Raw genomic sequence first — 26,091 nt, 5'->3', positions numbered from 1 at the left:
GTGCTACGAGCTGTTTGCCTCTCTCTTTCGCTGACTAGCGACAAAGCCAGGCTGCGCCAACACGTCCCGGGCATGCTCGTTCAGAGAGTTCGGCAAATGAAGACCGCTGATCCAGAACGCGTCTCTTGCGATCAGGCTCACTTCCCGGCAGGACGATCGTGCTGCCGCTTGCAATCGTGAGTGATACGGCGATGATCGATCGCAGGCTTGGACCGCTCTGGCGCAGGACCTAGCGCAAGTTTAGCACGATGTTCCTCAACCTCGACGTCGATCGACGGGTGTCAAGGAGCCGATGCGGCTGTGCTTGACGAGGCTCTTGCTTGAACTTGCGGGACCTCGTGCCGAGCCAAAAGTCAGGAAAGGAAACGGTATGGCTCTTCCTGGCGGCAGCGAATATTAGGGCGCTGTCCCGCCTCTAGGTGGCTGGTCTGGGGTCACCATAAGAGCTGCATAGGCGATAGTCGTCGCGAACGTGCTCCTCTTCAACGGGCTGAAGATGACTGGAGGGGAAGCTCCACCACGCTCTGCCCCGGTGTTTTCCGCCGCATAAGGGTCCCAAGACCCTCAACAAGCCAAGCTTATGTGGCAGTACGGGGGCAGGTGCCTATTGCTCGGTCGACCGCGCCAGCTCAGCCCGCAAGTTGCGTATCGCCTCGTTAGCCAGATTCAACGTATTCCGTTCGCCCTTCTTTATCGAAGACTCAAGGAAAGTGCACAACCGGCTATGGAGGACCGTCTTGCGATTATGCGCCAGCAACGGATCCTTCTCAACAAAGCGCCAGGCTTTATCAAATGCGACGCTCACGATAGCATCTTGCATCTGCTGATCCATCTCAACACTCCACGCCGTCCTGATACAAGGAAGTACCTTCGCAAAAGCAAACCGAGCGTCTGTGGCTTGTCCCAGCTAGTAAGACATCAGAGCCGCAGTACGCTCGGACATCGAGCTGCTCTCGATGTTCAATGAATTTACAGATGTTTGTTGAAGTTCCGATGACCCGGCGTGTCGGATTGCCAGGCGCATTCGAATAATTCTGAAGCGGCTGAAACGAGCTCGCGCTGTTCGCGCGGCTTCGTTGCCGAAGTGCTCTTGTTGCTCGGTATCGGTCGATAATTGAGGCTCTTCTTCCTGCAATCGGAAGATCGGGCCATGCCAATCACGAGTACAGCCGAACATCGATGAAAATGGATCGTTCCCCTCCTTTCCCAGTCTCTAGCTAAGACGTGTTCATCGAAGGGTGTGGCGTTTTCCGGCCACCGCTTGTTTGCTTTCTGACATGTGTCCGCGGGGCGTCGTTCTTTGCTCGACCCTTCGCGGCCTCCTCTCGGTGCGGCCTCCCGCTTTTGAGCGTGGTGGCGAACAGTTGTGATTCGGAAAGGCCAGCGGAACCGGCTCGCTTACGGGACGGTAGCCCATAAACACCCAGTCGCCGATTCCTGGCGCGTACGACCGTCGCAGTCAGCCCAGCGATAAACGTTCAATAAAAGCGGCATCAACCACAGAGAAACCCAAATGAAATCTCAGTCTACTGTTGCACGTGACAGAATTAGTTTCGCGATCTTCATTTGATTAGCGGGAGTTCGGAGCACTTCGGGTAATGCCGCCACGGCCTGATCGAAAAGGCGTCCCAAAATTTGAAGGTCTTCTGGGTAGTAAACGCCACGGTCTCGCGAGAGTCGCGTCGCTTGCTGGTCGCGGGCGGGGTCCCCGGTTTTGGCATCCCCGAGCTGCCCGAGCTCCAGTTCCGCCATGATCATTTGGTTTGTCAGGGCGTTTAGCAGTCGGACCGCTTCGAGCTCGTTGCCTTCTTCGCGTGCGAGGGCGGCCACGAGGTCGAGTTGCACGTCGATGCGATCCTCGAGGTCCTCTGAGCGTGAATTGGAAGGGTCAAGTTCCACGGTGTTTGCTCCGGTTAGTTAAATGCAGGAAGTAGGCTGAGTAAGGGTTGTGTCGTGCTTTCCCGGCCGCGAGACCGCAGACGCGGCGAATGAACGAATGGCTGCTGCACAAGCCAAGGTGCGCACGCGCGCTCGCCGAAGGGATAGGGTTGCAGGCATGTGCGGCGAAGAGAGCGCAAAGGCGGAATCGACCAGAGGACGCTGTGAACTGTCATGTGATTCGACCATTGAGCCGATCCAGCGCCGACAGTCGCAGTAACTCCAGCCGGCGGGGACGCCGCGATGACGGCAAGTCGAGAATTGCGGCTTGAACTACTGCACGATTGCTTGTCGCCTGACATAGCAATCCAGACGTAACCGGAGGCCTTGCCAGGCAGAGTGCCACAAAGAGCGTTCGGCGCTGGACGAAGCTGTTGCTGAAGGCGCGCCGTCAGCCGGTCCAGACCGGTCTCGTCATCATGCCAGACGTTTATGGCCCAGCTCATGCCAGGCAACCCAGAATTAACATCCGCTTCACATGTCTGCGGTTTCTCTCTGCATTCGTTGACAGGCGATGCCTCGCCCGGCGAGGGGGCGGATCGGCCCCTGGAAGGGGGGCGCGATAAGAGACAAGACCGGCAGATCGCGTCCACCCCTCGTTCCGGTGGCGATGTAAGGATTGCAGAGAAGGGATAACCGCGCCGGGATATGGTCGAAGAGGGCCGGCGCATAGAATGAGATAGGGAAGCGTCAGGCTGTAGGAAATGGGTGCGGGAGCCGCCCGTCGACGAAGACTGAGGACGCGAGCAGAGTGAGAATCCACGATCACACCACGTGTAGGGGTGGGCAGTAAGATCGCGAGGCTGGTCGCATCACACCGATCGACATCAGTGCCTCGTCCTGGCCGGAGAATAGCGTGGTCAGATAGCCAACTGCACTGCTTTGTTTGGAGGCCGTAACAGCGTCGGATCGTCGGCGCTGCCCGCCTGGTCAGGGAAAAAAGTGCAGCCTGCACCGGTTTAGCGGACGGTTCGCCTGCCCCAATTCTATGCAGCGCACGCATTTGCCTTGGCCAATCAGTGTGCGTGAGAGTCGATCTTCCTGGAGGGCCTTAGTATGATTGCAAAGGAGGAGGCGCCAGCGCGACAGATTACGCGCCAGACGTTGCGATTAGCGATCTGACCGCATTTACGCCGCTCGTGCGTCGATTCCAAAGATCGATAGCTGTCGTTGGCGAAGCAGCCACGAGAACCTTGAAGCGCCCTGCGACTATGCTGAAAGTAAAATGGGCTCATTTCTCAAACGACATCCGTGGAATGTGCTTTCCGGAAACCGGCGATCGACTTATGGGTATTTGGCTGAAATTGGTAAAATCGAAAGTGTCGATGGGATGCATCCAGTTCGTGGATCGCGGACGGGCGTAATCTCACCTCTTACATCGAAAGCGGGTCAGTTAGTTGTTTCCTGCCGGCTTGGTGGAGTGAGCTTATGGGCCTCTTAGACGAGCTTGCTGATTCGTTGATGACCGGCGGCCTAGAAGGGTCCCAGCAGCGAGCGCAGGCGAATACCTCTAAATTGGACTCCAGATCTCACGAAGGTGAGAGAAACTCCTCGATCCTCATAAGGAAGGGGGGGTCATAGAGTCTCGTCCGGACTGTCCGACCAGCTCCGGCCTCCCGCAGATGCAGGACGAGCCCTGAGCAATCGCAGGTCTCCATTGAAAAGGTCCGCGTGATCAAAGCGGACGAAGAGCGTTCGGCCGCGGATAAGTTGATAAAGCGGTTCGCAGACAACTTAGCCAAAGCTGTCCCCAAAATAGGAGCGCGAGGCGGTCAGATATCGCCGCCATTGAGGCTGACGGTCGCCTTTGCGCCCGGCGCAACGACAACCAATATGGCTACCAGCCTCGGATAACCTCAGTGCGTCGGTATACTTGCCACGCATACGATCCCCCAACGCAGACATTATCCGCCGAAGCTACCGAAAATTTCAGCTTTAATTGCAGTTGCGGTGTACAGGGAAATCTCCAGCGGTAGGTTTCCGAATGCAAGCTGGCAAAGCAAGTAGTTGGCACCCGCCACTTCCATCTGCTGGAGAAGGACCTGTCGGACGGAAGCCGGCGTTCCAACGACGCACAATTCGCTCTCAAGTGCTGCATCGAAGGTCAGCGGAAGGGCGGGCGGCGTCGGAATGGCGTTAAGCTCGTAAAGAAACTTAAAGCTCTCCAGCCATCGGCGATACGCAGTTTCGGCCGCCGCATGAGCGTCCTGATCAGACTTCGCAATCACGACCATGCGGGCCAGCCCGAGAAGTGGCTCGCGGCCGTGTGCGGCCGTGTCGTGGGGTCGATGGGAACGGTAGGCGTCCGTAACGTTCCGGACAGCGCAGGCGGGGCCTATGCACGCCAGATTGGCGCCATTTGCCGCGGCCCACTGCGCCGACTCTGCCCGATTGCTTGCGATCCAGATGGGCGGATATGGACGTTGATGGGGCCTCAACGCTAAGGGTACGTCGCTCAACTCGAAGTGGTCTCCCTGATAAGATAGCGTGTGTCCCTGCAGCGCAATATTCAAGATTTCACTGGCTTCCGCATAACGACTTGGTGCAGCGTCTGCACTGATGCCGAAATAGCCCCATTCAATCGGCTGGGAACCGCGGCCTATCCCGACCTCGAGCCTGCCGCCGCTCAATTGGTCAAGCATGCAGATCTCTTCGAATGCGCGCAATGGATGATAAAGGTTGAGCAACAGTACGAGCGGACCGAGCCGTAATCGCCGGGTGCGCTGCGCGACACTTGATAGGAACAGGTGCGGCGAGGGCCCTCTGCCATGAGGTGTGCAGTGATGTTCGGCCAGGTGATAAGCGTAGAATCCGAGCGCGTCGCAGACCTCGATCAGCTTGAGACGATCTTCATATTGTCGTGCGGCATCTTGGCCGTCGTCATCCAAATGGTCGAAAATGCCGCACCTTAGTCTTGAAGAAAGGCCACTCTTCACTCGATCAATCTCCGATTACGGTCAGATGGTGGGTCCTGGTTGCTTCGTGCCTTTGCGGCTCAAAGAGGTCTCGTTCGTCTTTGACCGGTCAGGCCGTTTTTCTTTGAGTGCGTGGATCTGGGCTTGCACCATGTGAGCGGGTGACGAGAATGCGAGATGCCGTCGCCGCGCCGTTGATAGACGTCCGCGAACCGCCTCCAAAGGCGAGTTATGCTCGACCAGAAGCATCGTTACTCGCTTCAGAGGTCCTGTGCCTCGCGAGCCAGATCAGCCCGGCACGGCTACTATTTGTCTATCATCGGACGTAGCGTCTCCGTCAGGGCGACGTCGGGTAGCTCTGCAAGCGCTGCAACGAATGCGAAAAACGCTCCGAAGGCTGCAAGTATGAGAGAGCTTGCGAGTATCGCCTCTCCGATCTGAGCGCGTCTCATTATCCGTGTCGCTTTGGCTTCGGGGAGATGGCGATGACGCCAATCAGTTCTGCTCGACAGTTTCAACACGGCCCTCTCGCCAACGGTAAACCAGAAAGCCAGGAGCCGCATTGTCTCCCTTTCTATCGAACCGGACTGGGCCAATCACGGTAGCGGTCGGCCGTGAACGAAGTGCGCTAGCTACGCGCACAGCATTGAAAGAACCGGTCCGGTTCACCGCCTCTGCCCATGCTTGCACGGCCGCATAGGCGTAAAGCGTGTAGCCTTCAGCGGACAGGTTGGAAGCTTTGAGTGCGGCCACCACGCCGGCCGCATTGGCATTCCTGGCGGGGTCCGGCATGAAGGTAAACAACGTGCCATTTCCGGCGCTGCCTGTAATGGCCCAGAATTCAGAGGTCATCAAAGGATCGTTCGCCATGACCATAAGTTCCGCTCTTGCTTCTGACGCCTGGCGTACGAACAATCCGATTTCGGTATGATAACCGCCGATATAGGCGACACGCACCCGTTCCTTCTTCATCCTTGAGACCAGCGCCCTGTAATCCTTTTCACCGGCTACATAGCTTTGCCGAATGACTTGTTCACCGAATCTCCGAAGCTGTGCTTCAACGACGTCGGCGATACCCTTGCCTGCGGTGCTCTTGTCGTCGAGCACTGCGATCTTGTCGTTAGGGAAGGTCCGGTGAATATACTCTGCGGCAACGATGCCCTGTTGGTCGTCGCGGCCGCAGATCCGAAAGACGGTGTCAAGGCCCCGTTCTGTTAGCTGAGGATTTGACGAGCCTGGTGACACCTGAATGATGCCTGCTTCGGCGTAGATCTCGGAGGCCGGGATCGACGCCGAAGAGCAAAAATGGCCAACGACCAACCGGACCCGCTCTGTTGTGAGCTTATTCGCGACTGCGACAGCTTGCTTCGGGTCGCACGCGTCGTCGGCGACAGTCAATATCACCTTGGTATCGAGAAGTAGGCCAGAAGCGTTCAACGCCTCGACTGCCGCAGCTGCACCATCGCGCATTTGTGCGCCGAACGCAGCGCTGCTTCCGCTCATTGGGCCGGCCACGGCAATATTGACGTCGGAGCCGCGCGCAACAGAGGCGAGGGCGCAGAAGAGAAGCGCGACACTCGCAGCAGGCGCACAACGATTTAACATTGTAGAGCTCCCAATGTTCACCTGAGGTGTAACCGCCGGCAGCTGTGATCAGACGCGTATACACGGTGAGATTGTCTGTCAAAGCGAAGCTTGCGTTGGTCGCCAGATTGCGACCACGGTAGAACTTACAATTTGACGTTAGGTGCGTTTCAAGGCCCTTTTGAAGGAGCCTCGACGGTGCATCAGGGAGCGTGGATTGACGGGGTCACGACGACTGTCCGGTTTTAGTCCATAAAACTGTTGGCCCGCATCAGAGCCGACGAGCGCCTATCGGCAATGCCGTGCGGAGCCGGCCAGGAGGACGTCAGTACGGCTGATCCTCCAACCCGCCAAGGGCCAGATCAAGATATTGCATGAGGCAGGGATCCCAACCAGCCAGACTACGGGGGGCGCTTAATCGTGCAAGTACCTTCAGGATCATCGAAACGCGTGAATCGGCGCCAGCGATTTCGCCGATCAGCAAGCGTGCTGCAACTGCGACAGCCTTTGCCCGCTCGCCGCAAGGATGCTCGCCTCGATCCATACAATCACGCAGGTCTCGCGGATCCGCCGCCACCGCTCCTCGCGATCTGCAGCTAACTTGCAGGTGCATCGGGACGTCTGATTATGCGTCTCGACCCGCGACATGGCATTGAGGGTGGCAGGCAGCTCATCCACACTTACCTGGATATCACTGTCGATGGTCATGTTGCGCAAGCGATCTCGCAGCAGAGTTGCTCGAGCGACTTGAAGTTCTATCCGTTCTAAATGTTTGCGCAGAAGATCGGTAAGTGAGGTCGTGCCCTCCATAGCTTTACGGATCTCGACAAGGGAGAAGCCAAGCTCACGTAGCGCTCGAATTTGGTGAACCCGTTGCACACTTTCGCGGTCGTACATCCGGTGGCCGCCGTCAGTACGCTCTGAAGCTGCTAGGAGCCCGGTGTGTTCATAATGATGCAGCGTGCGTACCGTTACTCCGGTCGCCTCTGCAAGTTCGCCAATGCGCCATCGACGCCTTCGTGGTGTAGCTTTGCTCATGTTGTTCATTTCAAAGCCTACAACCTGACGTCACGTGTGATTCAAGCTATTTCAAAGCTCTAGCTGGATCGTCTTCCATTCCAGCGCGAGACTGGTGACTATCCTCAGAATGGCGTGGGATCAACCCTGAGGGGAAATGGTGATCAACAAGTTCGTCAGGCATGCCAGTTGAGCCTCGCCAGCCGCTGTACGCTCCAGGATGAGTTTGGCGATTGCTGTGCGATTTTCCGGACTTCGCATCGATGGGGGTAGCGCGGTGATCGCACTATCATAAAGGCGTCCCAGGACGGAAAGCTCTTCCGGATCGAATACGCCGCTGCATTGCTCCAAGTTCAGCTCCTTGTTTGTCATTGCGTCATGGCAGCGCACGTCGTCAAGACGTTTGGCTGCGATAGGGCCAAAAGAAGTCAGACCCGCGGCGCGGAGCGACGAAGATGCGATGTGCTCCCATGTGATGCGACAGGGCAACATGCGTGCGCGATGCTTGCCTCGACGGCGCAAGAGACCGTGGTCATGTGCATGATCGATGACCATCACGCGCACGGTGCGTGATGGTACGGCTTCCGAAGAAGCTGAAGCGTCTCCGCTCTTTGGGAGCCACTGCTGATTCGGAGAGTTGACGAGAGCAGCCCAGCGCCGCTTCTACTGTATCGACAGCAGGTGCGCCCGGCGGCCGGGTGCAACGTACGTCCCTGTCTCTAAAACCAGGCCAGCAGTCTGACCCGCCGCTCGCACGTCGAGCCTATTGCCAACGTGCGGAAGACGTACGCAACGTCGTCATGATAGCCGTCTGTTGCGATGATCTTTATAGAGCGACCATGAATTCGAGCGCGGCGAGCGAAAACTGTATGCGTTGAGACATTCGTTGGGATATGAGGCTGGCAGATCTTGCGAACGTCCTTACGACAACGGCGAGGCAGATCGTGCGAAATCTCCGGCAGAATCAGCCCGTTCCGAAGTGCAGATGATGGAGGCCTCTTGCCCAGTTGCCATGCGGGTAGCTTCCTGCAACAATATCTCTCGCATCCACAGGCTTTCCGGGTCGCTATTGTGAAGCACGGGCCATTGAACCGCCTCAGTGAAGGCGGGAAATGGCTGCGGGAGCTCCGCAATGCGAAGGGGCATTGTTCTTTGGAAATGCTTTACGAGCCCTAATGGCATCGTCCCTATGCGGTTGGTGCCCACCAGCAGGGGCGGGATCATGCTGAAGCTCTGCACGAGAATGTCGATGCGCCGATTGAGTCCTAAATCGAGTAAAAGGGATTCTTCGACCGGCGTCTTGCGCGCGCCTTTGACCTTAACCGCAACGTGGCCCATCGACATATACCCATCAAATGTAAGCCCCCGTAGTAGTTCGCTGTTCGTGGAGCAGCCTACGCAGACGAGTCTCTCCTCGAATAGGGGCGCCCTGGGGTGCGCGCCGGACATGAATAATTCCGGCAAGATAACAAAATCGACTTCGCCGCGGCGGAGAAGCTCATCGTGCTCATCGGTGAGCGCGACCAGTTCGAAGCTGACGGCCGGTGCTTCTCGCGCGACGCGCTCCACGACGTTTCGGAAGAATACGACTGTTATAAAATCAGAAAGGCCGATCCTGAATCGCCGGTTCAATCGAGCTGGATCGAACACCTCCCGCGCGATAATTGAAAGATCGATGTGCGTTAGAGCCTCGCGTACAGGGGCTGCGAGTCCTTCCGCGCGTGAGGTCGGGACAAGTTCCCGCCCCCTCATCCCAAACAGCTCGTCACGGAAGTAGGATCGCAGCCGGGCAACGGCTGCGCTCATGGCCGGCTGACTAAGATTAATCTTGCGGGCCGCTGCGCTGAGGTTGCGCTCAGTCATTAGAGCATCCAGCGCGACGAGAAGATTTAGATCCAGACCTTTGAAACGCATGTCTTCTTATCCGGCACGAACGTAATTGGGCGCATACACCAAGCGATGACGGCTGCGTCTGGAGAGGTCCTTGGCTCGCACGTGTGGACATCGTTTCCATCCTACGACCGCGAAAAAGACGCTCGTGCAATGACCGCAACGATGGAGAGCAAAGCGGTAGGCCGACCAGCAGCGGCCGGAAGCCGTCAGAAGTCCCAAAGGTGATCGGTGTCGCCGGTTCCGGCGACCCAGGCGACAGGACCCGGCCGGTTGGGTAATGGCAGATCAACCCAATGTCCGGCCAGTGCTGTCAGTTCGCCACAGCGTCCAGTCGAGAGCCGCCTAGGCCAGCTTTCATCACGGCGGCCAACCTACAACCTGACGCAGTGTGCGGTTCAAGCGATTTTATGCGGCAAGCCAAACATTATTTTACTGGAGGGGGCGTGTTGTGCCGCGATAGTGCCGGGCGTCGCCTGTTTGCGGTGCAAGCGCCTCATCTGCGAGGTCACCACGCTCACGACACGGCAAGTCTTCGCAGCCGATCGCCCGCCGCTGGCAGCTTGGCCTCAGAGACGTTGAAGTGACGAAAGCGGCCGAGTAGGTCGAAGGATTGTTGGCGTATTTGGGACTTGCCGAGAGTGGCTTACGGTGAGCCTAGCAGCGCCTGCGAGTTGGAGGCTCCAGATGCCCAGATGCGATGTTGGATGCTTCCTCCAGCAATATCCGCCGCATCCAAATGCTCGCCGGATCGGTATTGTGGAACGCAGGCCACTGCACAGCCTCGGTGAATGTCGGCAGGGGGATCGGCGGTTCGACGATCCGCAGTGGCATCCGCTTTTCGAAATGTTTGGCGAGTCGCAAGGGCATTGTGCCGATACGGCCTGTGTCTAACAATATGGGCGGAATCAGGCTAAAGCCCTGCACAACGATCTCAATGCGTCTCTTGACGCCGTGCTCAAGCAAGAACCACTCTTCGATGTTTGGTCTGAGCGCCCGTCCGAACTTCGCCGTAACGTGCCCCATCGAAATGTATTTCTCGAATGTCAGCTGCCGCGATAGCTGCTTGTTCTCGCGGCATCCGACGCATACGAGGGTCTCGTCAAACAGCATCGCCTTAGGATGCGCGCTCGACATGAACAGCTCCGGCAGAATGAGAAAGTCCACCTCGCCCCGGCGGAGCAGCTCATCGGGTTCATCGGAAAATGGCAGCAATTCGAAGCGCACCGCGGGAGCTTCCTGCGCAATACGGTCCACAATTTTCCGAAGAAAGACGATCGTCATAAAATCGGAGAGGATGAACCTGAAGCGTCGGCTCGACTGAGTAGGGTCGAACGCGTCCCGCGATATGATCGAGAGTTGGATATGCAGCAGAGCCTCGCGCACCGGACCTGCAAGCGCCTCCGCGCCAGGTGTCAGGACGAGCTCGCGACCTCTCATGGTGAACAGTTCATCGCGGAAATAGGTGCGCAGCCGGGCGATCGCAGCGCTCATAGCGGGCTGGCTCAGGTGAATTTTGCGCGCCGCCGCTGTGAGGTTGCGCTCCGTCATCAGAGCATCAAGCGCAACGAGAAGGTTTAGATCAAGTCCCTTGAACCGCATGTTGTAAGTCTATCCATCGTGTGGATGAGTTCCATCGGAACAATCGATTTTACCAAATTGCTGGACGTTGGATAGCAAACATCAGTTTGCAAAATTAATCAGGCATACCACGATGGCTGCTGCTCGCTCACGCTGGCTCAGAGAAAAGCTCCTGGACGTGCGAGCAGCCGGCGCATCCGCTTCGAGGGCGGCCATGGGCGCGCCGTGCGCGCCGCGTCGCTTCGTCTCGATGCGAAAGTCGCTCGATCGAGACGCCAGGCAGATCTCCATAAACCTTGGTATGCGTGTTTCATCCGTTTCCATATTGCAGGTTTACCCGCGTACACTTGAGAGCGCGTTCAGCCGCGTTCTAGTGTCGGGAAATAGCGGCAGGCGCAGATTGCGGATGCCCAGTCATTCAGGCAGCTCTCCAAATGGCTCGCCTGTCCACCGCATTCAGGGCGTGTCGAAGATGAAGAACCAGTGTGATCTGATGCCACTCGGCAGCGCCATCGATGAGGCGCCGCGCATCGAAGGCCTGCCGGCAGACGTCAAAACGTCGACAGAGATGTTAGACGAGGCCGAAAAGCTCCGTGGTGCAGACAGGATCTGGCTAGTCCACTCGCCTCACCGGCATCTTCCGGCCTATCTCGCGCGGGGCATTGGCCGGATGACGAGCGCGAACCATGAGATTGCTTCGTCGCGAGCGAAGGCGCATGGCGCGGTGCAGGCGAGGAGTGCCGCGCTCCGAGGGGGCATGGCAGCGCATTTCAGTATTGATCAGCGGTTCGGCGACTAGCGAATTCTCGTGACCATCTCCGCTCATAATTCCACCGGCGCAAGGAAGCCCGCCATGAACATTGCCGCATCCCGGACTGCGGGAGCCCCTACTGCGCGCGCTCAAGTGCAGTGGAGCCTCCGCTGGGAAAGCGAACTGCGGCTCTCTGATCATGCCGAGCTCGCCGAGTTCTTCCGCAAAAGTTACGGGCCGACCGGTGCGTTCAATGCGCAGCCATTTGAGGGCAACCGAAGTTGGGCTGGTGCAAGACCTGAGGTCCGCGTAATCGGTTACGACGCGCGCGGGATAGCTGCTCACATCGGGCTACTACGCCGTTTCATTAATGTTGGTGGGGTCGATCTTCTCGTTGGCGAACTGGGGTTATATGCGGTGCGCCCGGATCTTGAAGGCCTGGGAATTAGCCAGGCAATGCGCGTGATGTATCCCATGCTGCAGCAGCTTGGGATTCCATTCGGCTTTGGCACGGTTCGGCCTGCGCTTGAGAAACATATGACCCGGCTGGTCGAAAGGCAGGGGCTCGCCACCCTCATATCTGGCATTCGCGTCCGCTCCACGCATCCGGATGTCTATCCCAATTTGTCGCCGATCCGCATCGAAGACGTGATCGTGGTGGTTTTTCCGGTTGGACGCTCGATAAGCGAGTGGCCGGCCGGGACGCTCATCGATCGGAACGGGCCCGAGTTATGAAAGAGCGTTTCCCCCTGTCTGCTGTCCGTTGCGACTACGCTGACGTGAGTGGAAGTCACGCCGTGCATTTGACCTTTGATGATGGGCCAAATCCATTTTGCACGCCAGAGGTGCTCGATGTGCTGGCGCAACATCGGACTCAGGCGACGTTCTTCGTGATCGGCACGTACGCGGCCGAACAACCTGAACTCATTCGACGAATGATCGCGGAAGGGCACGAGGTCGCGAACCACACGATGACGCATCCGGATCTATCCAGATGCGGACCAGCGGAGGTACGCGATGAAGTTCTGGCGGCGAGCGAGGCGATCCGTTCGGCGTGCCCGCAGGCCTCACCCAGGCACATGCGAGCACCTTACGGCATGTGGACACAAGAGGTGCTCGCTGTGTCAGCGAGCGTTGGTCTCACAGCTGTGCACTGGTCGGTCGATCCGAGAGATTGGTCCCGCCCCGGGGTTGATAGAATTGTGAATTCAGTACTGGCGAGCGTTCGCCCGGGTGCAATTGTGCTCCTGCACGACGGATATCCTCCTGATGAGGAGCGACCGTGCACTGATGCCACGCTGCGCGATCAGACCGCCATCGCGCTGTCACATCTGATCCCGGCGCTACAACGGCGCGGGTTTGTAATCCGTCCACTCCCTCAACTTCACTGAAAAAAACTGACACCCTATGGACCTGCTCGCTACAACAAGCGCTGTCGCTGTTTCGTCTTATGCGCTGCTCTCGACGATCTACAAGAGCGCGCAAGCGCTTTATGCCCAACCGGCGACGAACCCATCGCTGCGGGACAACCTGGGACGATCGGAGCCGATCCTTCCCAGTGTAGACCTCATCGTACCGTGCTTCAACGAGGATCCAATCACGCTCGCCCAATGTCTGGAGTCGCTTGCGAGTCAAGACTACACCGGAAAGCTACAGGTGTATGTGGTCGACGACGGATCGGCAAATCGCGACGTTGTCGCGCCTGTACACAAAATCTATGCGAACGATCCGAGGTTCAGCGTCATCTTGCTGGCAAACAACGTTGGAAAGCGCAAGGCGCAGATCGCCGCAATACGCAGCTCATCCGGTGACTTGGTCCTCAATGTCGACTCGGATACGATACTTGCCGCTGACGTTGTCACGAAGCTTGTATTGAAGATGCACGACCCGGAAGTCGGTGCGGCCATGGGTCAGTTGATAGCGAGCAACCGCAGCCAAACCTGGCTGACCAGGTTGATCGATATGGAATACTGGTTGGCATGCAACGAGGAGCGCGCGGCGCAGGCGCGTTTCGGTGCCGTCATGTGCTGCTGTGGCCCGTGTGCCATGTATCGTCGCTCCGCGCTCGCCTTGCTTCTCGATCAATACGAAGCCCAATTCTTTCGTGGGAAGCCGAGCGATTTCGGCGAGGATCGCCATCTAACGATCCTCATGCTCAAGGCGGGATTTCGAACGGAATACGTCTCGGACGCGATCGCAGCAACAGTCGTCCCGGACAGCCTTGGGCCATATCTACGCCAGCAACTCCGCTGGGCGCGCAGTACCTTCCGGGACACGTTCCTTGCATTACGCCTGCTGCCAGAACTCGATGGCTATCTGACGCTAGACGTTGTCGGGCAAAATCTCGGCCCGTTGCTTCTCGCCCTGTCATCACTGGCTGCGCTCGCACAGCTCCTAATCGGCGGCTCTGTACCCTGGTGGACGGGATTGACGCTTGCAGCAATGACAATGGTCCGCTGCAGTGTGGCAGCCCTTCGTGCTCGCGAACTGCGGTTTCTCGGCTTCGCGCTCCACACACCGATCAATATCTTTCTCTTACTTCCTTTGAAGGCCTATGCGCTTTGTACGTTGAGCAACAGCGATTGGCTATCGCGCAAGGTCGCCAATGTGCCGGCCGAAGGGGAAAAGCAGTCTGTCATCCTGCACCCGAACGCTGGACCAAGTGCTGCAAGTAAATGGGGAATGTCTGGAATAATTCATAAGGCGGGGCTTTCGAGCCCTGAGTCGCGCCTGACGGCAACGAAGAGTGTTTGCGGTTGCGATCGTTCGACCGCCTGCAAGTAGGTGATAGGCTCATGATCCCGGACGCAAACCATCAGCTATTAGAGCGGGAGTTGTCTGCCGACGATCCATGGCGCCTCGACAGCAGTTCCTTCGAGCAGGAGCGATACGCGCAAATGCTCCGGATGTCGCGTTGCAATGGAGACGTTGCGTGTGCCCTCGAAGTGGGATGTGCAGCCGGTGCATTCACCGGCATGCTGGCGCCGCTATGCGAACGGCTCACTGTGGTCGATGTCATGCCGCAGGCCATCGAGCGAGCGCGACGACGGACCAGGAAGTGGTCGCATATCACGTGGGTGACGTCCGACATCCAGCGGTTCTCGACCACCGAGCGGTTCGATTTGATTGTCGTGGCCGAAGTTCTTTACTACCTCAAGGACATTGTTGAGATGCATGCGGCTATCCGCAACCTAGTGAGTATGCTTGCGCCAAATGGAGCTCTGATTTTCGGGTCCGCACGTGATGCCACATGTCAACGATGGGGCCATGCTGCTGGTGCCGAAACGGTGATCGCTCTCTTCAACGAGAGCCTATCGGAGGTCGAGCGTCTGCATTGCCACACCGAGTCGGTCAACGAAGACTGCTTGATCGTCCGGTTCCGGAAGCCGGGTCATTCGTCAGAACAATCAAACGTCGGCCACTAGACCAGGGGATCGTATGCGCATCTGCGGCATCAAGTTAACACATGACGGCGCAATTGCTGTCGTCGAGGACGGGCGGCTTGTCTTTTGCACCGAGCAAGAGAAGCGCGGCAACAGTCCACGCTATCAATCCGTCGAGAATCTCGATGCAGTCGTGCTCGCCTTGGCGGAGCATGGCCTGGATCCGCGGGATATCGATCAGTTCGTCATCGACGGCTGGGATGGGGAGATTGAGTCGCAGTTCCAGGTCCTAAGTGGCGCTGTGCCGATCGCGCTGAAAGGGGCGCCGTATGTCGAGCGCCATGCTGAGGGCCTTCTTGATTCCGTCGACGGCTTTGGCCTGATCCTCGGAGGCAAGGTGTTTCCATATAAGAGCTACCCGCACGTTACGGGCCACGTCGCGTCAGCATATAGCACCAGTCCCTTTGCCAGCGCGGGAAAACCCGCGTTCTGTCTGGTATGGGATGGCTGCATCTTTCCGCGTCTTTATTATGTGGAACCCGGGGGGGCACGGTTCATCGCATCCCTGTTTCCGATGATCGGCCATGCCTATGCCGCCGCGGGTCTTCACTTCGGCCCTTACAGGCAGCCGAACCGCTCCAGTTGGGATTTAGGCATCGCCGGCAAGCTGATGGCTTACATCGCGCTTGGTTCTGTCGACGAAAGCATTGTGGCAGTGTTTCAGGAGCTCTATGCAAAGCGCTTCGCCGCTGACACGGAGCAGGCTCGTCGCTACCGCGCAGACATCAACAACGCAGAATCGTCGCTTGCAGCTGTGCACGACTTCTTCGAGGCAAGCGCATTGCGCCTGACGGCCAAGCGAGGGGAGGACGTCCTTGCGTCGTTTCATGTGTTCGTGGAACGTCTTCTTGTCAAGGAAATGGCGGTGGTTTTGCTGCGATACTCGTCGCTTCCAGGAGCGCGAAATCTATGTATCGCCGGAGGTTGCGGTCTCAATATCAAGTGGAACAGCGCGCTTCGTGCGGCGGGATTGTTCGATGATGTTTGGGTGCCGCCGTTTCCGAATGACAGCGGCTCGGCAATCGGCGCTGCTTGCGGCGCGATGGCAGCGCAAAATGGCTTCGGGCCATTGGAATGGTCAGTCTACAGTGGTCCGGCCCTGCAGGACAGCGAACTTCCGCCGGATTGGGAGGCGGCGCCATGCAGTCTGCGTGAACTTGCGGTGATTCTGGCCGACAACAAGCCGGTCATCTTCCTTTCGGGGCGCGCCGAGCTTGGGCCGCGGGCGTTGGGCGGCAGAAGCATTCTTGCAGCGCCGACCTCCCCGGCAATGAAGGATCATCTCAACGACATTAAGCGTCGCGAGCACTTCCGGCCGGTGGCGCCGATCTGTCTGGAGGACCGGGCGCCAGAAATTTTCAGCCCAGGTACGCCAGATCCTTACATGCTGTTCGATCACCAGACCCGAGCGGAATGGCGCGACAAGGTCCCCGCTGTGGTCCATCTTGACGGCTCCGCTCGGCTGCAGACCATCTCCCGCAACTCTCCGCACAAAATCGCCGCGCTTCTCGTCGAATTTGAGCAACTCACGGGGTTACCGCTGCTCTGCAACACGAGCGCCAACCTCCACGGGCGGGGCTTCTTCCCGAATGCTGCCGCGGCCTGCCAATGGGAGCGTGTCGAGCATGTGTGGTGCGACGGCCAGCTCTGGACCAAAACGGTGGTAAGAAAGCCATTGTCGCCCGAGCGACTTTTGTCAGCCTAAGGGTGACCATGTCCACCGTAGCAATCGAGCTTGCCGACGTGAAAAAGTCATTTGGCGACAAGGTCATCGTCAATGAACTATCGTTCTCGGTTGCGCGCGGAGAATGCTTCGGCCTGCTTGGTCCAAATGGAGCTGGCAAGAGCACGATTGCGCGTATGCTCCTCGGCATGATTTCGCCGGACGCAGGCAAGATTACGGTCCTCGATGAGCCTGTGCCTTCCCGCGCTCGTGTGGCGCGCGTGCGCATCGGCGTGGTGCCGCAGTTCGATAACCTTGAACTCGAGTTCACCGTTCGAGAGAACCTGCTCGTGTTTGGTCGCTATTTCGGCATGAGCGCTCGCAAGATCGAGGCGGTTGCGCCATCGCTGCTCGAGTTTGCGCGCCTCGAAAGCAAGGCGGACGTGCGCGTGTCCGAGTTGTCCGGTGGTATGAAACGGCGGCTGACGCTGGCGCGTGCGCTAATCAATGACCCGCATCTGCTCGTGATGGACGAGCCGACGACTGGTTTGGATCCGCACGCCCGCCACCTGATTTGGGAACGTCTGCGAGTTCTGCTTGCGCGGGGCAAGACGATTCTCTTGACCACTCACTTCATGGAAGAGGCCGAACGCCTGTGCGATCGGCTGTGTGTCCTCGAGGGTGGACGCAAGATCGCCGAAGGCAAGCCGGACGACCTCATAGCTGAGCATATCGGCTGCAACGTGGTCGAAATCTATGGCGGTGATCCACATCAGCTCTGCGAGCTGATCAGGCCGCATGCACGGCACCTTGAAGTGAGTGGAGAGACGCTCTTTTGTTATGCGCCATATCCGGACCAGGTACGCGTGAAACTGCGCGGGCGAGCGGGCCTTCGTATTCTGCAGCGTCCCCCGAATCTCGAAGACGTGTTTTTGCGGCTGACCGGGCGCGAGATGGAGAAGTGAGCGATGGGTGAAAGTTATGCGGCAGTGATGCCCGCTAACGCGTACAATTGGATTGCGGTATGGCGTCGGAACTTCCTAGCATGGAAGAAAGTCGCACTTGCATCGATGCTCGGCAACCTCGCAGATCCTATAACCAATCTGTTTGGCCTCGGCTTTGGGCTTGGACTGATCGTGGGGCGCGTTGAGGGGACGTCGTACATCGCGTTCCTGGCGGCAGGCATGGTCGCGACCAGCGCCATGACGTCCGCGACCTTTGAAGCCATGTATGCAGCCTTTGCACGCATGGACGCCAAGCGCACCTGGGAAGCAATCCTCTCCACTCAGCTCACGCTTGGCGACATCGTTCTGGGTGAACTGGTGTGGGCGGCCAGTAAGTCCGTTCTGGCCGGAACAGCGATCTGGATCGTCGCTGCCACGCTGGGTTATGCGTCATGGCCATCCATTCTGTATGCGATGCCAGCAATCGCCCTTACTGGCCTTGTCTTCGCCAGCCTGGCGATGGTCGTCATATCTCTTGCGCCAAGTTACGATTACTTCGTGTTTTACCAGACACTTGTCCTCACTCCTATGGTGTTTTTGTGTGGCGCGGTCTTTCCGACGAGCCAACTGCCCGGCTCATTTCAGCATTTCGCTGGCTTGTTGCCTCTCGCACATTCGGTCGACCTTATTCGCCCAGTGATGCTTGAGCGCGGCGCTGACAGCGCTGCCCTGCACGTAGCTGCGCTCTGCGTCTACGCGGTCTTGCCCTTTTTCGCGTCGACAGCACTATTTCGGCGCCGCCTGCTGCGTTGACGTGAGTTCCGCGAAAATGGAGAAAGTCACATCGATGCAATGTCACATGCGTTCTGCGGTAGCTCGGGATGACCTGGTCTGTCACAGCAGCTGCTGCAATGGCCTTAAGAGGCCCCGATCGAGCAAGGTCTACGGCCGTCTGTTCGGTCGATCGCGTGGACGCCGGCACCGTTACTTTCTGAGCGCCTGTCGCTAGGCGCCTAGACGGACTTTGCCAAATTGGGTTGTGCTGTCTGGCCCGCGCACCCGACGGAGCGTGACTGTACAGATTAGATAGGTGGGACGCAGTAGGCGTTCCAATGATCATGTGGAGAACGGGATGTTGTGCCTGGGAGTGAGTGGCGGACTTGATAGAATCTATGAAAGCACGCCGGAGTTGCCGAATACATTTCTTCACGATGGCGCTGCGGTTCTTGTGCAGGATGGCCGCGTGATTGCTGCTGTCGAAGAGGAGCGCCTCAACCGAGTCAAGCACTCCAACAAGTTCCCGAGCAATTCGATCCGATACTGCCTTTCTACCGCTGGAGTTGAGCTCGGCGAGATTGACCGTATCGCGTTCTACGCGACTGAAGCCTACTGCAACACCATGCTCGAGCGTCTTTCTGTGTCTCAGCCCGTTCCGTTGGACGCCAAACTGTTGCTGCGCCAGCTGCTGGCACGGGAGTTCGGCGCTGAGATCGATCCGTCGCGCCTTTCCTTCGTGAATCACCACGAAGCGCATGCCGTGAGCGCGTTTGCCATGTCCGGCTTCGAGCAAAGTCTCGTTTTTGCCGTCGACGGCGGTGGCGATTTTCTCTCCGGCTTATTGGCGGTGGGGTCTGGCACCGAAATTGCGCAACTAGCAAGGTTCCCGGAACATAACTCCCTGGGGCTGTTCTATCTCGAGACGATCCGATATCTCGGCTACGGGTTGTTCGACGAGTACAAAGTGATGGGGCTTGCCCCGTATGGTGATCCCGCTCCCTATCGCGAGCTCTTCGCGCAGTTCTACGAGTTGTTGGAAAACGGTGGCTATCGCGTTCACCTGGATCGGGTCGGTCCGGCCCTGGTCCGCAACATCGAGGTTCGGCGAAAAGGAATGCCATTCACCCAACAGCATCGAGATGTCAGCGCTTCGCTGCAGGAGGCGCTGGAACGGATCGTGTTTCACATCCTACGACACCATCGTGAGGCGACGGGCATTACACGCCTGTGCTTGGCCGGGGGAGTAGCCCATAATTGCACGCTGAATGGTAAGCTGCTTTATTCCGGGCTATTTGACGACATCTTTGTTCAACCCGCGGCGCACGACGCCGGTTGCGCGCTCGGCGCTGCGTTGATGCTGTCAAACGAGCTGGGCAGGCCGGCGCCGCGGGAGCGACTGCCGGACGTTTATTGGGGGTCCGATCTCGGCAACGAGCAAGCCGTTGAGCATGAGCTCAACGCATGGTCAGGCCACCTCGACATTCAACGAAGTGATGACATAGCATCCAGTGCGGCAGACTGGATGGCGAATGGCGATGTAATCGGCTGGGTTCAGGGCCGCTCTGAGTTCGGCCCACGTGCGCTTGGTAACCGCAGCATTCTTGCGGACCCGCGGCCTGCGGAAAACAAGGACCGCATCAACGCGATGGTCAAGAAGCGCGAGGGCTATCGCCCATTTGCGCCATCTGTACTGGAGGAGGATGCGAGCGAGTTCTTTGAGCTCCCGGACGGCACGCGGCAGCTCCCCTTCATGAACTTCGTGGTTCGTGTGCGTGAAACCAAGCGTACCGTGCTCGGTGCGATCACACACGTTGATGGGACCGCTCGGCTGCAGACAGTATCGCGCAAGGCAAACCCCACCTACTGGGATGTAATTAATGCGTTCAAGAGGCGAACGGGAATCCCAGTTCTTCTGAATACCTCATTTAACAACAATGCCGAGCCGATCGTGGAGTCCGTGGCAGATGCGATCACCACGTTCTTAACGACTGACCTGGACGGACTTGTTGTTGGGCCGTTCCTCGTCAGAAAGCGGCCAGCATTACTGCAGGATTGGAGTGCACTGGGCGTTTCATTGCCGCCGTATGCATCCCTTCATCGTGTTCGCTCCCACACAGCGCCAGATCGTCAGGAAACGGTCTGCGAGATCCGCACAGGACATTCCGCCCGCGATGGTATGCGTATCTCACATGAGCTTTTCGAGATCTTGATGCGGATCGAGGGCGAGGCGTCGCTCGGCTGGCTTCTCGACGCAACCATGCAGGACCAGGCCAAGCGTGAAGATCTCGTGAGGGAGCTGCGGCTCGTGTGGGAGCTGCGTGGCGTTCGGCTTCATCCGCCGCGCGCGGCTTGCGGCTGCAATAAAGTGCAAAGCGAAACATAGCCGGAACTCATGAGCATGGCCATGCCTATGCCTGCAGCATGTGAAGAGGCCAGACCATCCGACGCACGGGGGTCATCGGGCATCCGACTGAAATCGGGCACGTCGACGCAACACCGATCAAGAAAAGACGAAAAGTGTTGCGAGAACGCGGCCCATCACGGATAGCGCTGCTATGAAGTTCTACCGACGCAGCTCGCCGGCACCGCGGTTTCAGACTGTGACGTCGGACAAGATGATACGTGAGACGTCTGCAATGACGTCTCTTGTCCAACCAGGAGCCCGGGAAGAGGCAATGCAGAGCGGTTCGAAGAATGATAGGTTCGTAGTTTCCCGGCGACGCACGGGGTTCGGCGACTGCCTGTGGTCACTGGCGGCAGCTTGGCGTTTTGCAAAGCAGACAGGACGGACGCTAGCCATTGATTGGCGGGGATCTTGTTATCTCGATGAGCCATCCACGAACGCCTTTCCAGTCTTCTTCGAACCGGTTCAAGCCATTGCTGGCGTGCGGGTGATTTGCGACGACGAGATCAATCATTATTCATTTCCGGGACCATTCTTCCCGGCATGGTGGAATAAGCCATCCATCGATTGCATCTACCGTCCGGACGAACAGATTTTCCGAGAACGCGACGAACTCGATCAACTGTTCCAAAGTCGGAAAGATAGTGACGCTAACACGGTTGTGTGTGACGCCTGCCTGATGTGGCGCTGCGATCAGGAGGCCGAACGAGAAATCTTCCGGAGCATCAAGCCACGACCTGAAATTCAGTCTCGGATTAATGCGATCTACCGCGAGCACTTTGAATCGTACAGCGTAATCGGAATCCATGTCCGGCATGGCAACGGCGAGGACATTATGGGGCATGCTCCCTACTGGGCTGACCCGGAGCGCGCCTTGCGACAGGTCTGTAATGCCATTGATAAGGCTAGGGAGTTACCCCACGCAAAACCCGTGAAGGCTTTCCTGTGCACGGACAGCGCGATCGTCCTTGAGAAGGTTTCGACCATATTTCCTGATGTTTTCACGATTCCAAAACAGTTCCAGGCCCCTCAGGCCGGCCCATTGCACAACGCCACGCTCGGAGCCGAGGGCGGCTTTTCCGCCCTCATCGATATGTACCTCCTTGCGCGCTGCGACACTGTGATTCGTTTTCCCCCGACGAGCGCCTTTACGCGCTATGCGCGTCTCTTTGCCCCACGCGTTATAGAATTCGATTTGAACGATCCGAGCCGATTGATCCTGATTGAAGAATCCTCGCAAGCGCTCGTGGCTTCATGAGAGCCGTTGCCCGCGTGATCGATCTGATTGCCGCTTTTTGCATCCAGCAGTATTGGCAGATCTTTTCGGGGCGGGAATTGTCTGGCCGAAGTGATGCTCTGTCGCGAACTTCCACCGGAGAACAGAGCGACGCGGGGGCCGAATGTCTTCCGCTGAAGCTCGACGTCGACAACAATGACCTTAGTGTGGCTGCCGCCACGGTAAACAGGTGTAACACGTCCTCGCTTCGTGGGCGCAAGTCGACGCTAATCGGTCGTCCATCGCGGATGAATATATCGAAAGGCTCTCCGTTCATCCGGTGAGCTCCGTCTTGGCGGTCGGTACTCGCTGGTGTGAACGGGCGCTCTCGAAATCCACTATTTTGAAGAAACATTCAGTACGCCAGGTCGCGGTCCGGAATCAATCCGCCCGGCGATGTGCCAGTGCTGGATACGTCCGAGCAGGCCGCGATGAAGTCGGCATCAGTTGCCGACGAATCTAACGTACGACTCTGGTAACGTCAGCTTTCGAGTTGGGGCGCTGCTCGCAGCCTTGTCTTTACGACGGCGAGTGTGCTCGCTAGTTTACGTAGCTGATGCACCATCACTGTCGCAAAGCACACGCACTATGTCTTGAACGAACCGAGCATTCCGCGTGCGCGACACTAGGACGCAAAACGGAAGCGGATTTACATGCATCGCAGTGGCCCAAATCCTGCTACGCATGCTGCACGCAGCAGGAGAGGAGGCGGGCGTGGATCTCGATCTGCCAAAGAACGATCTGATCGAAGGCCAGGTGCCCGACACAAATTTAGCTTGCCCTTTTCAGACCGATAAAGCCCGTGTTCATGGCAGAGAACAGAAAGTGATGTTGCTCACCGGAGCATCGCGCGGAATTGGTCACGCCACTGCCAAGCTGTTCTCTGAGGCGGGCTGGCGCATCATTTCTTGCGCGCGTCAGCCGTTCGACGGCCAGCGATGCCCCTGGGAGGCAGGGAACGAAGATCACGTGCAGATCGACCTCAGCAATCATCGAATGCTGCCGCGCGCGATCACTGAGGTCAAAAAGCGCTTGGCCGGTGCACCTTTGCACGCACTGGTGAACAATGCCGGCGTCTCGCCGAAAACGCCCGCTGGCGATCGGATGACGTCGTTGACGACGTCAATCGAGACCTGGATGAGGGTGTTCCATCTCAACCTGGTGGCCCCGATCCTCCTGGCGCAGGGGCTGTTTGACGAGCTAAGAGCCGCGTCAGGATCGATCGTGAATGTGACTTCGATTGCGGGCTCGCAGGTGCACCCGTTTGCGGGCAGTGCCTATGCGACGTCGAAAGCTGCGCTCGCGAGCCTGACACGCGAAATGGCCCACGATTATGCACCGCATGGTATTCGCGTGAATGCGATCGCGCCCGGCGAGATCAGGACGGACATGTTATCGCCCGACACAGAAGCGCGTCTCGTGCCAAGTATCCCGCTTCGCAGAGTGGGAACCCCGGACGAAGTGGCCAAGGTCATCTTCTTCCTGTGCTCGGATGCGGCGAGCTATGTCGCGGGGGCCGAGGTGCCGGTCAATGGTGGGCAGCATCTGTGAATCAGCCGGCCTTGGGGACACCGCTGACTTGAGCTGCAGCAGCCGTAGTTATGTTCTCCGCTGACGACGCGTGCGCAATCTGCAAAATAGAATGAAAGCACACCGTAAGTTTACCGTCGTGCCATGAAAAGGTGTTACGGCTCTATGTCATCTCGTGAACACTTGGCGTGAGATCGAGAGTGACATGCAAAACGAAGCTCGCCAACCCGGACAAAGTACCAGGGAGGATGATCGAGAGAACGGAGACCGCCTCATGCTGGATATACCTTCCTCATGCGAACGACCCGCACCGCAACCGGAGCCGGAACGTAAGCTCTCGAGCGAGCCGTTGCGTGAGAGCGCGCTGACCGGCATCTTCGAGATATCGAAAATACTCACCGCTCCTTGTCGGCTCGAGGTCACGTTAGCCAACGTTCTTGATCTTCTGCAGTCGTTTGTGCAGATGCGCCACGGCATCGTTTCACTGTTCGATGACGACGGCATGCCGGACATTACAGTGGGGGCGGGCTGGAGCGAAGGCAGCGACGAACGTTACCGGATGCGGCTGCCGCGGAAAGTAATCGACCAGATCATCGCGACGGACAGGCCTGTTGTCGTCGAGAACGTGGCCGCCGAGCCGGTATTCAGCGCTGCCGACCGGGAAGTGCTCGGCGCCTCTGATGATATGCCAGTTTCGTTCATCGGGGTTCCGATTCGCATTGAGCCGAAGGTCGTGGGTACGCTGACGGTTGATCGTATCCGGGACGATAGGTCGAGTCTCGGGATCGAGTACGATGCGCGACTGCTCGCCATGATCGCCAACCTGGTGGGACAAACAGTGAAGTTACATCGCTTGTTCGCCTGCGATCGCGAACGATTGATGGCGGAGAAAGACCGGCTACAAAAGCAAGTACTCGACCTCAGGCAACCCCCTCGGGAGCGCAAGAAGCTACACGCCCATGGAATCATTGGCGACAGTCCGGCCCTCCGCGGGCTGCTGGAGAAGATCGCGATTGTAGCCAGATCTAATAGCACGGTTCTGCTGCGTGGCGAATCCGGTACCGGAAAGGAACTCGTAGCCAAGGCCATTCACGAATCATCGTCCCGCGCCAGGCGCCCGTTTGTTAAGCTGAATTGCGCGGCGCTTCCTGAGACCGTCCTGGAATCAGAATTGTTTGGACATGAGAAAGGCGCCTTTACCGGTGCGTTCAGCTCGCGCAAGGGACGCTTCGAACTTGCTGACAAAGGAACGCTGTTTCTTGACGAGATTGGCGAGATCTCAGCTCCGTTCCAGGCGAAGTTGCTGCGCGTTCTCCAAGAGCAGGAGTTCGAGCGCGTCGGCAGCAACCAGACTGTTAAGGTCGATGTTCGAGTGATAGCTGCGACCAACAAGAACCTTGAAGAGGCTGTCGCAAGGAGCGAGTTCCGCGCGGACCTTTACTATCGCATCAGTGTAGTTCCCCTGCTGTTGCCGCCCTTGCGCGAAAGACGCAGTGATATTCCGCTTCTTGCCAGGGAGTTCCTCAAAAATTTCAATAACGAGAACGGTCGTACTCTGACCTTGGAGGCGAGCGGGATCGATGTACTGATGAACTGCGGCTTTCCGGGAAATGTCCGCGAACTCGAAAATTGCATCGAGCGGACAGCGACGCTGTGCGCCGGATCATCGATTGTGAGAAGTGACTTTGCATGCTGCCACGGCCAGTGTCTTTCTGCGATGCTGTGGAAAGGCACCTCCGACGAGAGACTGGAACAGCCCGCACCCACGCCGTCGGTGCCTGCAAAATCCACCATTCCGCTAGCTGAAGCGACCCAGCCGGTCCAGTCTGTCGGCGGCGAACTGGCCTCACTGGGGCCTCCCGGCACAGTTCTCGTTAGTGGCGCCAAGATGGCCGATCGCGAACGGGTCATTGCGGCCATGGAAAGATCTGGATGGGTGCAGGCAAAAGCAGCGCGCCTGCTCGGACTAACGCCGCGTCAAATTGGCTACGCGCTGAGGAAATATGGAATAGAGATAAAGCGGTTCTGAACGACGACATCGGTCGGAACTGCTACTGCCAAATAGCTATACGAGAACGATCTCCGATAGGCATTCTCATCACAATCTGAAGGAAATGGGTCCGCTCACGGGGGCAACTTGGCCCCGAGCATCCCGCGCGCGGGACTGCTGTCGAAGGGCGGGCTCACCTGGTTCGATGACAAAGGGACTTGCTCACAATGACATACTTAGCGTCATTGCGGGCCATGCAATCGCGAACAGTCGGTTGCGGATCATGTAACGAGCGTCATGCCTATCCGTCGATCAAGCTCCGGACTAATGAGCGCCAATGCTCAATGAACGTCACCCGGTCAGCCGGTCGCCGGTGATTGGCGGGGTA

Annotated in this window: 20 protein-coding genes; 12 read left to right on the top strand and 8 right to left on the bottom strand. The window is 58.0% G+C overall.

Annotation, left to right across the window (positions count from 1 at the left end):
* Positions 1-604: 604 nt before the first annotated feature.
* The 8 genes from FOM02_RS30965 to nodD1 all read right to left on the bottom strand — a co-directional run bounded on the left by FOM02_RS30965 (position 605) and on the right by nodD1 (position 10,946).
* The gene (locus tag FOM02_RS30965; protein ID WP_027562761.1) at positions 605-832 is read right to left on the bottom strand and encodes a hypothetical protein; all 228 of its coding nucleotides are present in this window, start codon (positions 830-832) and stop codon (positions 605-607) included.
* 689 nt (positions 833-1,521) lie between these two features.
* On the bottom strand, positions 1,522-1,899 hold the full coding sequence (locus FOM02_RS30960; RefSeq protein ID WP_265440468.1) for a NolY: 378 nt from the start codon (positions 1,897-1,899) through the stop codon (positions 1,522-1,524).
* A gap of 1,943 nt (positions 1,900-3,842) precedes the next feature.
* Positions 3,843-4,874 (bottom strand): LLM class flavin-dependent oxidoreductase, encoded by a 1,032-nt coding sequence (locus FOM02_RS30955; protein WP_027562758.1) that lies wholly within the window; start codon positions 4,872-4,874, stop codon positions 3,843-3,845.
* Positions 4,875-5,348: 474 nt separating this feature from the next.
* Positions 5,349-6,458, bottom strand: a complete 1,110-nt coding sequence (locus tag FOM02_RS30950) for a branched-chain amino acid ABC transporter substrate-binding protein (protein ID WP_265440467.1) — start codon at positions 6,456-6,458, stop codon at positions 5,349-5,351.
* A 456-nt stretch (positions 6,459-6,914) separates the two neighbouring features.
* Positions 6,915-7,484 carry a MerR family transcriptional regulator gene (locus tag FOM02_RS30945; protein WP_265440466.1) on the bottom strand — a complete coding sequence of 190 codons (570 nt, stop codon included), beginning with the start codon at positions 7,482-7,484 and terminating at the stop codon, positions 6,915-6,917.
* Positions 7,485-7,595: 111 nt separating this feature from the next.
* On the bottom strand, positions 7,596-8,009 hold the full coding sequence (locus tag FOM02_RS30940) for a hypothetical protein (protein ID WP_265440465.1): 414 nt from the start codon (positions 8,007-8,009) through the stop codon (positions 7,596-7,598).
* Between the two features lie 366 nt (positions 8,010-8,375).
* Positions 8,376-9,368, bottom strand: a complete 993-nt coding sequence (nodD2, locus tag FOM02_RS30935; protein ID WP_265440464.1) for a transcriptional regulator NodD2 — start codon at positions 9,366-9,368, stop codon at positions 8,376-8,378.
* 633 nt (positions 9,369-10,001) lie between these two features.
* The gene (nodD1, locus tag FOM02_RS30930) at positions 10,002-10,946 is read right to left on the bottom strand and encodes a transcriptional regulator NodD1 (protein ID WP_027562754.1); all 945 of its coding nucleotides are present in this window, start codon (positions 10,944-10,946) and stop codon (positions 10,002-10,004) included.
* A 442-nt stretch (positions 10,947-11,388) separates the two neighbouring features.
* Here nodD1 and FOM02_RS30925 point away from each other — a divergent pair, with 442 nt between their 5' ends.
* The 12 genes from FOM02_RS30925 (at position 11,389) to nifA (ending at position 25,742) form a co-directional block, all read left to right on the top strand.
* A complete protein-coding gene (locus tag FOM02_RS30925; protein ID WP_265440463.1) occupies positions 11,389-11,724 on the top strand; it encodes a hypothetical protein in 336 nt (111 codons plus the stop codon).
* Between the two features lie 54 nt (positions 11,725-11,778).
* Complete coding sequence (locus tag FOM02_RS30920; RefSeq protein WP_265440462.1) at positions 11,779-12,411, top strand: NodA family N-acyltransferase; 633 nt, start codon at positions 11,779-11,781, stop codon at positions 12,409-12,411.
* The gene (nodB, locus tag FOM02_RS30915; protein WP_265440461.1) at positions 12,408-13,067 is read left to right on the top strand and encodes a chitooligosaccharide deacetylase NodB; all 660 of its coding nucleotides are present in this window, start codon (positions 12,408-12,410) and stop codon (positions 13,065-13,067) included. Before FOM02_RS30920 ends, nodB begins: the two co-directional genes overlap by 4 nt.
* A gap of 16 nt (positions 13,068-13,083) precedes the next feature.
* A complete protein-coding gene (gene nodC / locus FOM02_RS30910) occupies positions 13,084-14,460 on the top strand; it encodes a chitooligosaccharide synthase NodC (RefSeq protein WP_265440460.1) in 1,377 nt (458 codons plus the stop codon).
* 11 nt (positions 14,461-14,471) lie between these two features.
* Positions 14,472-15,101: a nodulation methyltransferase NodS gene (gene nodS / locus FOM02_RS30905; RefSeq protein WP_027562751.1), complete on the top strand. Its 630-nt coding sequence runs from the start codon at positions 14,472-14,474 to the stop codon at positions 15,099-15,101.
* A gap of 13 nt (positions 15,102-15,114) precedes the next feature.
* A complete protein-coding gene (nodU, locus tag FOM02_RS30900) occupies positions 15,115-16,824 on the top strand; it encodes a nodulation protein NodU (protein WP_265440459.1) in 1,710 nt (569 codons plus the stop codon).
* A gap of 8 nt (positions 16,825-16,832) precedes the next feature.
* Entirely contained in the window at positions 16,833-17,747 is a 915-nt protein-coding gene (gene nodI, locus FOM02_RS30895) for a nodulation factor ABC transporter ATP-binding protein NodI (protein WP_265440458.1), read from the top strand.
* A gap of 3 nt (positions 17,748-17,750) precedes the next feature.
* A complete protein-coding gene (locus FOM02_RS30890) occupies positions 17,751-18,539 on the top strand; it encodes an ABC transporter permease (protein WP_265440457.1) in 789 nt (262 codons plus the stop codon).
* Between the two features lie 319 nt (positions 18,540-18,858).
* Positions 18,859-20,886, top strand: coding sequence for a carbamoyltransferase (locus FOM02_RS30885; protein WP_265440456.1), 2,028 nt, complete (start codon positions 18,859-18,861; stop codon positions 20,884-20,886).
* Between the two features lie 172 nt (positions 20,887-21,058).
* Positions 21,059-22,165, top strand: a complete 1,107-nt coding sequence (locus FOM02_RS30880) for a nodulation protein NodZ (RefSeq protein ID WP_322596915.1) — start codon at positions 21,059-21,061, stop codon at positions 22,163-22,165.
* Between the two features lie 732 nt (positions 22,166-22,897).
* Positions 22,898-23,734, top strand: coding sequence for an SDR family NAD(P)-dependent oxidoreductase (locus FOM02_RS30875; protein ID WP_027562745.1), 837 nt, complete (start codon positions 22,898-22,900; stop codon positions 23,732-23,734).
* 184 nt (positions 23,735-23,918) lie between these two features.
* The gene (nifA, locus tag FOM02_RS30870; protein ID WP_265440454.1) at positions 23,919-25,742 is read left to right on the top strand and encodes a nif-specific transcriptional activator NifA; all 1,824 of its coding nucleotides are present in this window, start codon (positions 23,919-23,921) and stop codon (positions 25,740-25,742) included.
* Positions 25,743-26,091 lie beyond the last annotated feature (349 nt).

The sequence above is a fragment of the Bradyrhizobium sp. SEMIA genome (assembly GCF_014844175.1).
In the GTDB taxonomy this organism is placed as follows: domain Bacteria; phylum Pseudomonadota; class Alphaproteobacteria; order Rhizobiales; family Xanthobacteraceae; genus Bradyrhizobium; species Bradyrhizobium arachidis.
The sequence above is the reverse complement of the archived record's forward strand: the minus strand, read 5'-3'. Positions and strand labels throughout refer to the sequence as shown.

Coding starts and splice junctions, on each gene's coding strand:
- FOM02_RS30965 (WP_027562761.1), bottom strand. CDS start 832: ATGGATCAGCAGATGCAAGATGCTATCGTGAGCGTCGCATTTGATAAA.
- FOM02_RS30950 (WP_265440467.1), bottom strand. CDS start 6,458: ATGTTAAATCGTTGTGCGCCTGCTGCGAGTGTCGCGCTTCTCTTCTGC.
- FOM02_RS30945 (WP_265440466.1), bottom strand. CDS start 7,484: ATGAACAACATGAGCAAAGCTACACCACGAAGGCGTCGATGGCGCATT.
- FOM02_RS30940 (WP_265440465.1), bottom strand. CDS start 8,009: ATGGTCATCGATCATGCACATGACCACGGTCTCTTGCGCCGTCGAGGC.
- nodD2 (WP_265440464.1), bottom strand. CDS start 9,368: ATGCGTTTCAAAGGTCTGGATCTAAATCTTCTCGTCGCGCTGGATGCT.
- nodD1 (WP_027562754.1), bottom strand. CDS start 10,946: ATGCGGTTCAAGGGACTTGATCTAAACCTTCTCGTTGCGCTTGATGCT.
- FOM02_RS30920 (WP_265440462.1), top strand. CDS start 11,779: ATGAACATTGCCGCATCCCGGACTGCGGGAGCCCCTACTGCGCGCGCT.
- nodB (WP_265440461.1), top strand. CDS start 12,408: ATGAAAGAGCGTTTCCCCCTGTCTGCTGTCCGTTGCGACTACGCTGAC.
- nodC (WP_265440460.1), top strand. CDS start 13,084: ATGGACCTGCTCGCTACAACAAGCGCTGTCGCTGTTTCGTCTTATGCG.
- nodS (WP_027562751.1), top strand. CDS start 14,472: ATGATCCCGGACGCAAACCATCAGCTATTAGAGCGGGAGTTGTCTGCC.
- nodU (WP_265440459.1), top strand. CDS start 15,115: ATGCGCATCTGCGGCATCAAGTTAACACATGACGGCGCAATTGCTGTC.
- nodI (WP_265440458.1), top strand. CDS start 16,833: ATGTCCACCGTAGCAATCGAGCTTGCCGACGTGAAAAAGTCATTTGGC.
- FOM02_RS30890 (WP_265440457.1), top strand. CDS start 17,751: ATGGGTGAAAGTTATGCGGCAGTGATGCCCGCTAACGCGTACAATTGG.
- FOM02_RS30885 (WP_265440456.1), top strand. CDS start 18,859: ATGTTGTGCCTGGGAGTGAGTGGCGGACTTGATAGAATCTATGAAAGC.
- FOM02_RS30880 (WP_322596915.1), top strand. CDS start 21,059: ATGAAGTTCTACCGACGCAGCTCGCCGGCACCGCGGTTTCAGACTGTG.
- nifA (WP_265440454.1), top strand. CDS start 23,919: ATGCAAAACGAAGCTCGCCAACCCGGACAAAGTACCAGGGAGGATGAT.